This is a genomic window from Streptomyces sp. NPDC007157 (genome assembly GCF_040634235.1).
Taxonomy (GTDB): domain Bacteria; phylum Actinomycetota; class Actinomycetes; order Streptomycetales; family Streptomycetaceae; genus Streptomyces.
On the sequence record NZ_JBEYFE010000009.1, the window covers coordinates 206,642 to 219,936 of the forward strand.

Here is a 13,295-nt window from a genome sequence, read left to right on the forward strand (position 1 = left end):
CGGTGTCGTACCTTCCGCATATGACCAACCCCGCGCCGCCGCGCAAGTCGCCCGACCAGCCCTGGCGTACCGAGGGTGCCCCCGAGGAGCCGCCGAAGCCGCCGTCCGGCGGGCCGAGGATGCGCGGCGGCTGGTGGCGGTTGATCATGACCGCTCTGGTGGTCTACCTGCTTGCCAACCTGGTGCTGTCGTACTTCGACCAGGCCAACGAGCCGACGATCTCGTACACCGAGTTCAGCAAGCAGGTCAACGACGGCAACGTCGACAAGATCTACGCCAAGGGCGACTCGATCCAGGGGCAGCTCAAGAAGGAGCAGAAGAACCCCGAGGGCGGTGGGAACTACACCAAGTTCAACACCGAGCGGCCGTCCTTCGCCGACGACGCCCTGTGGGCGAACCTGACCAAGCACAACGTCACGGTCACGGCCGCACCGGTGGTCCAGCACCGCAGTTTCCTCGCCAACCTGCTGATCTCGCTGGCGCCGATCATCATCCTGGTCGCGGTGTGGGTCTTCATCGCGCGCCGGATGAGCGCGGGCCTCGGCGGCGCGGGCGGCATGCTGGGCCGTAAGGCGCCGCCCAAGCCGGTCGAACTGGAGCCCGGACAGCAGCGGACCACCTTCGAGGACGTGGCCGGCATCGACGAGGTCGAGGGCGAGCTCAACGACGTCGTCGACTTCCTGAAGAACCCCGACGCCTACCGCAGGATGGGCGCCAAGATGCCGCGCGGTGTGCTGCTGGCCGGCCCGCCCGGCACCGGCAAGACCCTGCTCGCGCGGGCCGTGGCCGGCGAGGCGGGGGTGCCGTTCTTCTCGGCCTCCGCCTCCGAGTTCATCGAGATGATCGTGGGCGTCGGCGCGTCACGCGTGCGCGAACTGTTCGCGGAGGCCCGCAAGGTCGCCCCGTCCATCATCTTCATCGACGAGATCGACACCATCGGCCGGGCCCGCGGCGGCGGTGCCTCCATGGGCGGACACGACGAGCGCGAGCAGACCCTCAACCAGATCCTCACCGAGATGGACGGCTTCTCCGGCTCCGAGGGCGTCATCGTCATCGCGGCCACCAACCGCGCCGACATCCTCGACCCCGCGCTCACCCGCCCCGGCCGCTTCGACCGGGTGGTCCAGGTCTCGCCCCCGGACCGCACCGGCCGCGAGGCCATCCTGGAGATCCACACCCGCGAGATCCCGCTCGCCCCGGACGTCGACCTCGCCCAGGTGGCCCGTACCACCCCGGGCATGACCGGCGCCGAACTGGCCAACCTCGCCAACGAGGCCGCTCTGCTCGCCGTCAAGCGCCAGCAGGACAGCGTGACCCAGTCCGACCTCTCGGAGGCCTTGGAAAAGGTCCAGCTCGGCGCCGAACGGCCGCTGGTGATGCCCGAGGAGGAGCGCAGGCGCACCGCCTACCACGAGAGCGGGCACGCCCTGCTCGGCATGCTGCAGCCCGGCGCCGACCCGGTCCGCAAGATCACCATCGTGCCGCGCGGCCGCGCCCTCGGCGTCACCCTGTCCACGCCGGACGCGGACAAGTACGCGTACACCGAGGAGTACCTGCGCGGCCGGATCATCGGCGCGCTCGGCGGAATGGCCGCCGAGCAGGTCGTCTACGACGTGATCACCACCGGCTCGGAGAGCGACCTGGAGCAGGTCACCAACATCGCGCGCGGGATGGTCTCCCGCTGGGGCATGAGCGAGGAGGTCGGCCGCCTCTCCGCGCTCCCGAACGACGCCCAGCAGGCCTACGGACTCGCCGCCGCGCCCCAGACCCTGGACGCGATCGACACCGAGATGCGCCGGATCGTCGACGAGTGCTACGAGGAGGCCCGCCGCAAACTCCGCGACCACCGCGACCAGCTGGACGCGCTGGCCCAGGCCCTGCTGGAACGCGAGACGCTGGAGGAGGCGGACGCCTACCGGATCGCCGGGATCCCCCGATTCACCAAGGACCTCGACGAGACCTGACCGCCCCGAATCCGACTGCCCCGAGTCCGAGCGTCCCGAAGGGGCGTGGGGAGCTGCGCGACCAGCCCCCACGGCGCCGCAGACGAAAGCCGACGGCCCTTCCGGCGGACAGCGGACAGTCAGCGCACGCGGGCGATCAGGTACCGGAAGACGTTCGGCATCCACACCGTGCCGTCCGGACGCTGGTGCGGGTGGAGCGCCTCGGTCAGCTCCTTGCCGACCTGCTCCAGGTCGGTCGCCGCGATCGCCGCGTCGAACAGCCCGGTCGACAGCAGCCCGCGTACGGCGCTGTCCGCGTCGGCGTAGCCGAACGGGCAGGAGACCCGACCGGAACCGTCCATCCGCAGCCCGGCCCGCTGGGCGACCTCCTCCAGGTCGTCGCGGCACGCCGGCCGCCAGCTTCCGGCGCTGCGCAAAGGATCGGCCAATTTCGCGGCCACCCGCAGGACGGACGAGGTGGCACAGCGCTCCGGGGGACCCCAGCCGACCAGCACCACGGCCGCCCCGCGCTCCGCCGCCGGCGTCGCCTCGGCGAGCAGTGCACCGAGCCCTTCGGCGTCGCCGGCCAGGCAGCCGATCGGGTCGAAGGCGGTGATCAGGTTGTATGCCGGCGCCTGCGTGTCCACCGTGTCCACCGTGTCCGCCGGGCCGCCCTCGACGACCCGGGCGGCACGGCCACGCGCGCGTGCCCCGCGGGCCGGCTCGGGCTGCAGGCGCTCACGGGCGAGGGCGAGGCGTTCGGGGGAGGAGTCGACACCGGTCACCACGGCCCCTCTGGCCGCCGCCATCAACAGGGCGAGACCGGAACCGCAGCGCAGGCCGAGCAGCCGGGTGGCGGGGCCCACTTCGAGTCGCTCGTGGACGGTCTCGTAGAGCGGTACCAGCATCCGCTCCTGGATCTCTGACCAGTCACGCGCGCGTGCGCCCAGGTTCACGCGGGGTGCGGAGTCCGCGTGAGACGGGTGATGCCGCACGAGCGTAGGTGTCATAGGTAAGCGCCCCAATCCGCCGAGAGTTACGCACCGACCGATTCCGTGGTCCCCGTGTCGTGCGCTCGCACTTCCCACGTATGCCAGGTAACTCCGGGCTCGCGGTGGCGTCCAGAGGTCGCGGGTACCGGCTTGTAGGTGGAATGTGACTGTGGCGAGATTTCACATCCCCGCAACTTGTGGCTCTACCATCGGACCCACGACACGGCGGTTCTGGCCATGGTCGGCCGGCACGGTGACCGTACGGCGCCCGGTCGCCGAACACGGGCCGGCACCGGGATGACGACGGGGTCCGAGTAACGTCGGAGCCGTCGCGGGCGCTGACTCAGATGGCGTCTCCCGCCACGAGAGCGACCGAAAGGCCTCTTGCGCATCCGCCGATCAGAGTCGCCCCGGTCCCTACGCCGGGGGTACGCGTCGGGTCGTACGTCAGACTACGCACCGGCTTGGTACGAGCTGTGAGGCTTCTCCGCAGATCAGCGCACCCGTACTCGTCTCCACGCATCAGTGCCAACTGACGGGTACGTGCAAATTATTTGGGATGCCCCGGAATAGGAACACAGCGGCACCCCCGCTCGTTCTCATTACGTGAGCACGACACAGACACCACCTGTTCTCGCCGCAGAGCTGGCAGAGGCGTGGGCCGACATTCAGCGGTACCACCCCGAACTGCCTGACCTTGCCGCGCCAGAGTCCCTGATCGGAGAGTCGTCGTCCGCGTGCGGACACGAGCTCTCCTTCGAACGGCTGCTCCATGAGGCAGTCCACGGCGTCGCAGCCGCCCGTGGAGTGCGCGACACCTCCCGGGCCGGCCGCTACCACAACCGCAGATTCCTCGCGATCGCCGAGGAGCTGGGCCTGGACCACCCCGACGAGCCGCACCCGAGCAGCGGCTTCTCGCTGGTCTCGCTCAACCCCGAGGCCAAGCGCCGCTACCGGCCGACCATCGAGAGACTGCAGCGCGCTCTCAAGGCCCACACGGTGGCGACCTCCGCCGACACCTCCCGTACCTTCCGCGGCCCGGCCGCGCGCCACGGCTCGTCCGGCGGCGGCGTCCGGGTCAAGGCGGTGTGCGACTGCGGCCGCAACGTCCGGGTGGTGCCGTCGGTCCTGGCCCAGGCGCCCATCGTGTGCGGCGGCTGCGGCAAGCCGTTCCGCATCCCGGAGGCCGTGGGAGCGGCGGCGAGCTGAGCAGACGGCTGCTCGTGGCAGCCGTAGCCATGGCTCAACGCCACACCCCGGTCTCCCCGCGGGCAGCGCACCCGACGCACCTCACCTCCGCGCCGGGTGCGGCTGCGGCATGCCCAGGGCCCGCACCTCGCGGCCGGCACCTCGCCGTCGGCCGAAGCGACCCGCAGGGTGTGGCACAATGGCTAGCTGTACTCGACAGCCGCACAGGACCCCTCTCTCCTCCGGCTGACGCGTCCATCGGGCACTCGGGTACCGCAACCCCACGCGGCAGACTCGCCGTGCCCAAACACGTCAAATCCAGGAGAACCCACTCCCGTGGCAGTCAAGATCAAGCTGAAGCGTCTGGGCAAGATCCGTTCGCCTCACTACCGCATCGTCGTCGCCGACTCCCGCACTCGCCGTGACGGCCGTGCGATCGAGGAGATCGGCAAGTACCACCCGACCTACAACCCGTCGGTCATGGAGGTCGACGCCGACCGCGTCGCCTACTGGCTCGGCGTCGGCGCCCAGCCGACCGAGCCCGTGCTCGCCATCCTGAAGAAGACCGGCGACTGGCAGAAGTTCAAGGGCGAGCCCGCCCCGGCACCGCTGCTCGTCGCCGCGCCGAAGGCCGCGCGTCCGACGTTCGAGGCGCTCGGCGGTGACGACGAGGGCAAGGGTGAGGCGATCACCCAGAAGAAGAAGGCTGAGAAGAAGGACGAGGCCGCGGCTGAGTCCGAGTCGACCGAGGCCTGAGCAGCATGCTCGAAGAGGCGCTTGAGCACCTCGTGAAGGGCATCGTCGACAACCCCGACGATGTGCAGGTCGCCTCGCGCAACCTGCGCCGCGGGCGCGTGCTGGAGGTCCGGGTGCACCCCGACGACCTCGGCAAGGTGATCGGCCGCAACGGCCGTACCGCTCGCGCTCTGCGCACCGTCGTGGGCGCCATCGGCGGTCGCGGAGTCCGCGTCGACCTCGTCGACGTGGACCACGTCCGCTGACGCTTCATCGCAACCGGCTCGGGCCGGGGAAGGCCCACTGGGCCGTCCCCGGCCCGTAGTCGTATGGCTGGTCGTATGAGTCCCATGACAGGAGAACAAGCACAGTGCAGCTGGTAGTCGCACGGATCGGCCGCGCCCACGGCATCAAGGGCGAGGTCACCGTCGAGGTACGCACCGACGAGCCGGAGCTCAGGCTCGCGCCCGGCGCCGTACTCGCCACCGATCCCGCCTCGACGGGACCGCTGACCATCGAGACGGGCCGGGTGCACAGCGGCCGTCTGCTTCTGCGCTTCGAGGGCGTCAAGGACCGCACGGGGGCCGAGGCCCTGCGCAACACCCTCCTGATCGCCGAGGTCGATCCGGAGGAGCTGCCCGAGGACGAGGACGAGTACTACGACCACCAGCTGATCGACCTGGACGTGGTCACCGCGGACGGCACCGAGGTCGGCCGGATCACCGAGATCTCGCACCTGCCCTCCCAGGACCTGTTCATCGTCGAGCGCCCCGACGGTAGCGAGGTGATGATCCCCTTCGTCGAGGAGATCGTCACCGAGATCGACCTGGAGGAGCAGAAGGCCGTCATCACGCCCCCACCGGGCCTGATCGACGACCGCGCGGAGATCGCCTCCTCCCGGGACGAGTCCTGATGCGCCTCGACGTCGTCACGATCTTCCCCGAGTACCTGGAACCGCTGAACGTCTCGCTCGTCGGCAAGGCACGCGCGCGTGGGCAGCTCGATGTGCGGGTGCACGACCTGCGGACCTGGACGTACGACCGGCACAACACGGTCGACGACACCCCGTACGGCGGCGGGCCCGGCATGGTCATGAAGACCGACCCCTGGGGCGACGCCCTCGACACGGTCCTCGCCGACGGCTACGAGACCGGCGCGCACGCCCCCGCGCTGATCGTGCCCACCCCCAGCGGCCGCCCCTTCACCCAGGAACTCGCGGTCGAACTCTCCGAGCGGCCCTGGCTGATCTTCACACCGGCCCGCTACGAGGGCATCGACCGGCGGGTCATCGACGAGTACGCCACCCGGATGCCGGTCCACGAGGTGTCCATCGGCGACTACGTGCTCGCCGGCGGCGAGGCGGCCGTACTCGTCGTCACCGAGGCCGTGGCCAGGCTGCTGCCCGGCGTCCTCGGCAACGCCGAGTCGCACCGGGACGACTCCTTCGCGCCCGGCGCCATGGCCAACCTCCTGGAAGGCCCCGTCTACACCAAGCCGCCCGAGTGGCGGGGGCGCGAGATCCCGGAGGTGCTGCTCAGCGGCCACCACGGGAAGATCGCCCGCTGGCGCCGCGACGAGGCCCTGAAGCGCACGACCGCGCACCGGCCCGACCTGATCGAGCGCTGCGACCCCAAGGCGTTCGACAAGAAGGACCGCGAGATGCTCTCCATCCTGGGCTGGGCACCGGACCCGGAGGGGGAGCCGCACGGCCGATTTTGGCGTCGGGCCCCCGGCGTGGAAGAATAAGCGGCTGTTGTGTTGTGAACCGTCCGGTGTGCGCCCCTGCCACAGGGGGAGACGACGCCCACCCCGACGGCACGGCCCACCTCCGAAGAACCTCTAGTTCCCGTTGATGACCTGTGGCATCAGCGAAGAAAGCAGACGAAAAATGTCTCACCTTCTCGACACCGTCGACTCCGCGTCGCTGCGCAGCGACGTCCCGGCCTTCCGCCCGGGTGACACCGTCAACGTCCACGTCCGCGTCATCGAGGGCAACCGCTCCCGTGTGCAGCAGTTCAAGGGCGTTGTGATCCGCCGCCAGGGCAGCGGTGTCCGCGAGACCTTCACGGTCCGCAAGGTCTCCTTCTCCGTCGGCGTCGAGCGCACCTTCCCGGTGCACACCCCGATCGTCGAGAAGATCGAGCTCGTCACCCGCGGTGACGTGCGTCGCGCCAAGCTGTACTTCCTGCGCGACCTGCGCGGCAAGGCCGCGAAGATCAAGGAGAAGCGCGACAACTGATCGCGCCACGACGCTCGTGAGCCGTAGGCGAGCGAGCCGATAAGCAGGTGCCTTACCGGAGCCGGATAACATCTGGCCCCGATGGACACCGAAGCACAGCCGACGGAGCGCGACCGCTCCTCCAGCCCCGAACCAGAGGCCGCGGAGGACCGGTCGCGTTTCGCGTTCCTGACGCGGCTCACCGACTGGCTGCCGGGCGGCTGGATCACCCTGACCGTCTTCGCCTGCCTGGCGTTTTTGCTCGTCCTCAACGCTTTCGTGGCGCAACCATTCCAGATTCCCAGCGGATCCATGGAACAGGGATTGAGGATCGGGGACCGAGTTCTCGTAAATAAGTTGGCGTACCGTTTCGGTGCCGAGCCGCGCCGGGGCGATGTCGTCGTGTTCGACGGCACCGGGTACTTCGGGGACGCCGACTACATCAAACGCGTTGTCGGTGTGGGAGGAGACCGTGTGGTCTGCTGCGACAAGGAGGGGAGGATCGAAGTGAACGGCCGGTCGGTCGACGAGACCGCGTTCCTCTATCCCGGTGACACCCCGTCCACCGTGCCCTTCTACGTCGAGGTCCCCGAGGGCACGCTCTTCGTCCTCGGCGACCACCGCAGCGACTCCAGCGACTCCCGCGACCATCTGGGCTCGCCCGGCGGCGGCATGATCCCCCTCAAGGACGTGATCGGCCGGGCCGACTGGATCGTCTGGCCGTACGCCCACTGGACCCACCTCACCCGTCCCGCCGCCTACGCGCGCGTGCCGGCGCCGGGAGGGGCCCATGGGTAACCGCGGCAAACCGCGCGGCGTGCCCACGGACGCCACCGCCAATCTGCTGCCCACCGGGGTCCGGCGCTCCTCCGCCCCGTCCGGCGGCCGGTCCCGCGCGGAGCGGCGCAAGCTGCAGCGCAAGGTCAAGCGCAAGCGTCGGCGCGGCGCGATGCGGGAGATACCGCTGCTGGTCGGTGTGGCCGTCCTGATAGCCCTGGTGCTGAAGACGTTCCTCGTCCAGGCCTTCGTGATCCCCTCGGGTTCGATGGAGCAGACGATCCGGATCGGCGACCGTGTCCTGGTCGACAAGTTCACCCCGTGGTTCGGTTCCAAGCCGCACCGCGGTGACGTCGTCGTCTTCCACGACCCGGGCGGCTGGCTGGACGACGAGCAGACCGCCAAGACGAACGACCCGATCGTCGTCAAACAGATCAAGGAAGGCCTCACCTTCATCGGTCTGCTGCCCTCCGCCAACGAGAAGGACCTCATCAAGCGGGTCATCGGTGTTGGCGGTGACCACGTCAAGTGCTGCGACGCGCAGGGCCGGGTCACCGTCAACGGGGTACCGCTGACCGAGGGTGACTACCTCTATCCGGGGAACGCCCCGTCCGCCACCGAGTTCGACATCACCGTCCCGCAGGGGCGGCTGTGGGTGATGGGCGACCATCGCGGCAACTCGGCCGACTCCCGGGCGCACCAGGACACCGACTACGGCGGCACCGTCCCGGTGAACCTGGTGGTGGGCCGGGCCAAGTGGATCGGCTGGCCGTTCGGGCACTGGACCTCGCTGAACGAACCTAAAACCTTCGCAAGCGTTTCGAACTCCGTGTCGGGGTCGACCGCGGCTCCCCGGCTGTCGCATAGGGTTGCCTCCGACGATCCAAACGGATACATCCAACTCCCGAGCCCTGCGGAACTCCCGCTCGTTATGGGAGTGGTGGGTCTGCGCCGGGGATGGCGCGGGCGGCGGCACGGAGTAAGGAGTTGGCGTGGGGGATGTGGCGGTTGGCGCACGGTCGGGACACGACGGCGAGGAGCACAGCGGGCGCCCCGTGGAGAATGTCCCCCCCGTCGACGGTGGTTCCACCTCCGGGAATGACGGTGGTCCGGCCGGGGACGGCGGTCCGGCGGACGGCCCGCACCCCGGCGGTGGCGGCGGGGACACGGACGGGGGTGCGGGCGACTCGGCGGCGCCCGCACCGAAGAAGCCCCGCTCCTTCTGGAAGGAGCTGCCGATCCTGATCGGTATCGCGCTGGTACTGGCGCTGCTGATCAAGACGTTCCTGGTGCAGGCGTTCTCGATCCCGTCGGACTCGATGCAGAACACCCTCCAGGTGGGTGACCGCGTCCTGGTCGACAAGCTCACCCCGTGGTTCGGCTCCGAGCCGGAGCGCGGTGACGTCGTCGTCTTCCACGACCCGGACGACTGGCTGAAGGGCGAGCCAACGGCCCAGCCGAACGCGATCCAGACCTTCCTCAGCTGGATCGGCCTGATGCCGTCCGCCGAGGAGAAGGACCTCATCAAGCGGGTCATCGGCGTCGGCGGCGACACCATCTCCTGCAAGAACAGCGGCCCGCTCATGGTCAACGGCCATGCGCTGAACGAGCCGTATGTGTACCCGGGCAACACCCCGTGCAGCGTCGACGACCAGGGCGGCCAGTTCACGGTGAAGGTGCCCAAGGGCTACATCTGGGTGATGGGCGACCACCGCCAGAACTCCCGCGACTCGCGCTACAACCAGTCCGACAGCCACCACGGCATGGTCCCGGTCAAGGACGTCGTCGGCCGCGCCATCGTCAAGGCCTGGCCGATCAACCGCTGGGGCACGCTGCCCGTTCCGGACACCTTCGACCAGAGCGGCATCAACACGCAGTCGTCCGCCGCGGCCTCCCTCTCGGTGGCCCCGGAGGGCGTGGCCGTCGCGGCCGTCCTGCCGATCGTGGTGTGGCGCCGCCGGCGGGGCGAGCGGATCGAGTCGAAGTTCGAGAAGCGGCCGGCGGCCGCGGGCAAGCGCTGACCGGGCGAGCCCGGCCGCTGCGGCCGGCGCTGACCGGCCCATGTGAAACCCTTGGGGAGCTTGTGACCAGGGGCGGAGAAGAAGGGCTGCCCCTGCCCGGTACCGCCGGGTAGGGTGCGGCCTCATGGGTGGCGAGAGCACGATACGTACGGCCCCGCGCAGCGGAGGCACCAGCACCGGCACGGCGCGGACCGGCGGCACGCTCGGAAATCGCTTGTCCGGGATCGCCGTCGCGCTGGGCATCGTGCTGTTTCTCGGCGGGTTCGCCTGGGGAGCGGTGGTCTACCGGCCGTACACCGTGCCCACCGGTTCGATGACCCCGACGATCGACGCCGGGGACCGGGTCCTCGGCCAGCGCATCGACGGCAGCGAGGTGCGCCGGGGCGACGTGGTGGTCTTCCACGACACGAGCTGGGTCTCCAACGCGGACGTCGTCAAGCGCGTGGTCGCGATCGGCGGTGACACCGTCGCCTGCTGCACGAACGGCAAGCTGACCGTCAACGGCAAGCAGATCGACGAGCCCTATCTGCCGGCGGGCAGCCTGGCCGAGCTCCAGGGCTTCCCGACCGTCACCGTCCCCAAGGGCCGGCTCTTCCTCCTCGGTGACGAGCGCCAGGGCTCCCTGGACTCCACCGCCCACCTCACCGACGCGGCGAAGGGCACGGTGGCCCGCAGCGCCGTGAGCGCCCGCGTGGACTCCGTCATCTGGCCCATGAAGGGCCTGCTCAAGCGTCCGACCGGCTTCGAGACGCTCGGCGCCCTCTCCCAGCCGGGCCCGCTGCGTATCATCGAGTTCATGATCGTGGGCGGTGCCGTGCTGGTCCTCGCCGGCGGCGCGTACGGCCCGATCGCCGGCCTGCTGGGCCGCTCCCGCAGCCGCGGGCGTACGGAGCCCGCCGGTGCCCGCTGAGGCGCTGCCGGAGGGCACCCCCGGCGCCCCGCGCAAGGTGGCCAGGGTGGTTCTCCTGGATCCCGACGACCGCATCCTGCTCCTGCACGGACATGAACCGGACGACCCGGCCGACGACTGGTGGTTCACTCCCGGCGGCGGACTGGAGGGCGACGAGACCCGTGAACAGGCCGCGCTACGGGAACTCGCCGAGGAGACCGGCATCACGGACGTCGAACTCGGCCCGCTGCTGTGGCGGCGGATGTGCTCCTTCCCGTTCGCCGGCCGCCGCTGGGACCAGGATGAGTGGTACTACCTGGCCCGGACGGCGCATACGTTTGAGGTGCTGCCCGAGGCCGGAGCCCTGACCGAGCTGGAGCGGCGCAGTGTCGTGGGAGCACGTTGGTGGACGTGCCGGGAACTGACCCGGGCACATGAGACGGTGTATCCGACCAGACTCGCCGAGCTGTTCCGTAGGCTGCTCGACGAAGGTCCCCCCGTCAGGCCCGTCACCCTTGACACGGAAATCGTCTAGAGGCGCTCGGGACTGGCGCACAATGGTGGGATCGCACGGCTGAAGGGGAACATGCCATGAGCGCCGAGGACCTCGAAAAGTACGAGACCGAGATGGAGCTGAAGCTCTACCGGGAGTACCGCGATGTCGTCGGTCTGTTCAAATATGTGATCGAGACCGAGCGGCGCTTCTACCTCACCAACGACTACGAGATGCAGGTGCACTCGGTCCAGGGTGAGGTGTTCTTCGAGGTGTCCATGGCGGACGCCTGGGTCTGGGACATGTACCGGCCCGCCCGCTTCGTGAAACAGGTCCGCGTGCTCACGTTCAAGGACGTGAATATCGAGGAGCTGAACAAGACCGATCTGGAGCTTCCGGGCGGCTGACCCGGGCTTCGGGGTGACGTGGCGTCACTCGTGTGAGTGACGGGGTTGTCCACAATCGCTGAGGAACCCACCAAGATCCACTTCCGGGTGGGAGATGCGTGACGGTTGGCGCCGGAGGTGGTGCCGACATGAACACGAATCGGGCACGCAGTGCACTCGGCAGGTACGGCGAGACGCTGGCCGCGCGGCGGCTGGCGGAAGCCGGTCTCACGATCCTGGAGCGCAACTGGCGCTGCGGCAGGTCGGGCGAGATCGACATCGTGGCGCGGGACGGGGACGTCCTGGTGGTCTGCGAGGTCAAGACCCGGCGGGCGGGGCTCTTCGAACACCCCATGGCCGGGGTGACCCCCGAGAAGGCGGAGCGCCTGCGGGGCCTCGCCGAACACTGGATCCACGCCCACGGAGGAGCGCCGCCGGGCGGCGTCCGCATCGACGTGGTCGGCGTACTCCTGCCGCAGCGCGGGGCGCCCGTGGTCGAGCACGCGCGGGGGGTGGCGTGAGATGGGGTTCGCGCGGACGTGCTCGGTGGCGCTGGTGGGCGTCGAGGGCGTGGTGGTCGAGGTCCAGGCCGACCTGGAACCCGGCGTGGCGGCGTTCACGCTGGTGGGACTGCCGGACAAGAGCCTGACGGAGAGCAAGGACCGGGTACGGGCGGCGGTGGTGAACTCGGGGGCGGCCTGGCCCTCGAAGAAACTCACGATCGGGCTGAGCCCGGCGTCGGTGCCGAAGAGCGGCAGCGGCTTCGACCTGGCGGTCGCCGCGGCGGTGCTCGGCGCGGCCGAACGTATCGATCCCCGGGTGCTCGCCGAGATCGTGATGATCGGCGAGCTGGGCCTGGACGGGCGGGTGCGGCCGGTCCGGGGCATCCTGCCGGCCGTGCTGGCCGCCGCCGACGCCGGATACGAGCAGGTGGTCGTACCCGAGAGCGCGGCGCCGGAGGCCTCGCTGGTGCCGGGCGTGTCGGTGCTGGGGGTGCGGAGTCTGCGCCAGCTGATCGCGGTCCTCACCGACGAACCGGTGCCCGACGAGGAGCCCGTCCCCGGCGGGATCCGCTCCGACCCCTTCCTCGCGGGGCTGGCCCTCCCCGGCACGGGGCTCGGCACCGGCATGACGACCGGCGGCCACGCACCCGACCTGGCCGATGTCGCCGGGCAGCCGGTGGCCAGGGCCGCCCTGGAGGTGGCGGCGGCCGGACGCCATCACGTCTTCTTCAAGGGCCCGCCCGGCGCCGGCAAGACCATGCTGGCCGAGCGGCTGCCGGGGCTGCTGCCCGAGCTGAACCGCCAGGAGTCCCTGGAGGTCACCGCCGTCCACTCGGTCGCCGGGATGCTGCCGCCGGGCCATCCACTCGTCGACCGGGCGCCCTACTGCGCTCCGCACCACTCGGCCACCATGGCCTCGCTGGTCGGCGGCGGAACCGGCCTGCCACGCCCCGGAGCGGTGTCCCTGGCCCACCACGGCGTGCTCTTCCTGGACGAGGCCGCCGAGTTCCACAGCAGCGTCCTGGACGCCCTGCGCCAGCCGCTGGAGTCCGGGCACGTCGTGGTCGCCCGGGCCGCCGGGATGCTGCGGATGCCGGCGAAGTTCCTCATGGTCTTGTCTTATGCGGGTTCGGACATGTCCTTGTTAGCG

At 70.0% G+C, this 13,295-nt stretch carries 15 protein-coding genes and 1 pseudogene; 15 read left to right on the forward strand and 1 reads right to left on the reverse strand.

The window, feature by feature from the left end; all coding sequences use genetic code 11:
* Positions 1–20: 20 nt before the first annotated feature.
* A complete protein-coding gene (gene ftsH / locus ABZ642_RS19025) occupies positions 21–1,964 on the forward strand; it encodes an ATP-dependent zinc metalloprotease FtsH (protein ID WP_360484869.1) in 1,944 nt (647 codons plus the stop codon).
* A 119-nt stretch (positions 1,965–2,083) separates the two neighbouring features.
* Here ftsH and ABZ642_RS19030 read toward each other — a convergent pair whose 3' ends face one another.
* Positions 2,084–2,953, reverse strand: a complete 870-nt coding sequence (locus ABZ642_RS19030; protein WP_360484872.1) for a methyltransferase domain-containing protein — start codon at positions 2,951–2,953, stop codon at positions 2,084–2,086.
* A gap of 588 nt (positions 2,954–3,541) precedes the next feature.
* On the opposite strand from ABZ642_RS19030, the gene ABZ642_RS19035 reads away from it, so the two are divergent.
* From ABZ642_RS19035 to ABZ642_RS19100, 14 genes and pseudogenes are all read left to right on the forward strand, one after another.
* Positions 3,542–4,144: a hypothetical protein gene (locus ABZ642_RS19035; protein ID WP_360484875.1), complete on the forward strand. Its 603-nt coding sequence runs from the start codon at positions 3,542–3,544 to the stop codon at positions 4,142–4,144.
* Positions 4,145–4,459: 315 nt separating this feature from the next.
* A complete protein-coding gene (gene rpsP, locus ABZ642_RS19040) occupies positions 4,460–4,879 on the forward strand; it encodes a 30S ribosomal protein S16 (protein ID WP_360484878.1) in 420 nt (139 codons plus the stop codon).
* Between the two features lie 5 nt (positions 4,880–4,884).
* Entirely contained in the window at positions 4,885–5,124 is a 240-nt protein-coding gene (locus ABZ642_RS19045) for an RNA-binding protein (RefSeq protein WP_003973401.1), read from the forward strand.
* Between the two features lie 104 nt (positions 5,125–5,228).
* Positions 5,229–5,771 carry a ribosome maturation factor RimM gene (rimM, locus tag ABZ642_RS19050; RefSeq protein WP_360484881.1) on the forward strand — a complete coding sequence of 181 codons (543 nt, stop codon included), beginning with the start codon at positions 5,229–5,231 and terminating at the stop codon, positions 5,769–5,771.
* Positions 5,771–6,604, forward strand: coding sequence for a tRNA (guanosine(37)-N1)-methyltransferase TrmD (gene trmD, locus ABZ642_RS19055; RefSeq protein WP_360484884.1), 834 nt, complete (start codon positions 5,771–5,773; stop codon positions 6,602–6,604). Before rimM ends, trmD begins: the two co-directional genes overlap by 1 nt.
* A 142-nt stretch (positions 6,605–6,746) precedes the next feature.
* Positions 6,747–7,097, forward strand: a complete 351-nt coding sequence (gene rplS / locus ABZ642_RS19060; protein WP_360484887.1) for a 50S ribosomal protein L19 — start codon at positions 6,747–6,749, stop codon at positions 7,095–7,097.
* A gap of 81 nt (positions 7,098–7,178) precedes the next feature.
* Positions 7,179–7,874, forward strand: a complete 696-nt coding sequence (gene lepB, locus ABZ642_RS19065) for a signal peptidase I (protein ID WP_360484890.1) — start codon at positions 7,179–7,181, stop codon at positions 7,872–7,874.
* The gene (gene lepB / locus ABZ642_RS19070; protein ID WP_360484893.1) at positions 7,867–8,955 is read left to right on the forward strand and encodes a signal peptidase I; all 1,089 of its coding nucleotides are present in this window, start codon (positions 7,867–7,869) and stop codon (positions 8,953–8,955) included. Before lepB (ABZ642_RS19065) ends, lepB (ABZ642_RS19070) begins: the two co-directional genes overlap by 8 nt.
* Entirely contained in the window at positions 8,846–9,874 is a 1,029-nt protein-coding gene (gene lepB, locus ABZ642_RS19075; protein ID WP_360484896.1) for a signal peptidase I, read from the forward strand. Before lepB (ABZ642_RS19070) ends, lepB (ABZ642_RS19075) begins: the two co-directional genes overlap by 110 nt.
* Before the next feature lie 124 nt (positions 9,875–9,998).
* On the forward strand, positions 9,999–10,784 hold the full coding sequence (gene lepB / locus ABZ642_RS19080) for a signal peptidase I (RefSeq protein WP_360484899.1): 786 nt from the start codon (positions 9,999–10,001) through the stop codon (positions 10,782–10,784).
* The gene (locus ABZ642_RS19085; protein WP_360484902.1) at positions 10,774–11,298 is read left to right on the forward strand and encodes an NUDIX hydrolase; all 525 of its coding nucleotides are present in this window, start codon (positions 10,774–10,776) and stop codon (positions 11,296–11,298) included. Before lepB (ABZ642_RS19080) ends, ABZ642_RS19085 begins: the two co-directional genes overlap by 11 nt.
* 56 nt (positions 11,299–11,354) lie before the next feature.
* Complete coding sequence (locus ABZ642_RS19090; protein ID WP_008745401.1) at positions 11,355–11,663, forward strand: DUF2469 domain-containing protein; 309 nt, start codon at positions 11,355–11,357, stop codon at positions 11,661–11,663.
* A gap of 128 nt (positions 11,664–11,791) precedes the next feature.
* The gene (locus tag ABZ642_RS19095; protein WP_360484905.1) at positions 11,792–12,163 is read left to right on the forward strand and encodes a YraN family protein; all 372 of its coding nucleotides are present in this window, start codon (positions 11,792–11,794) and stop codon (positions 12,161–12,163) included.
* Between the two features lies 1 nt (position 12,164).
* Positions 12,165–13,265: pseudogene (locus ABZ642_RS19100) on the forward strand (ATP-binding protein); the annotation flags it as partial.
* Positions 13,266–13,295: the final 30 nt, after the last annotated feature.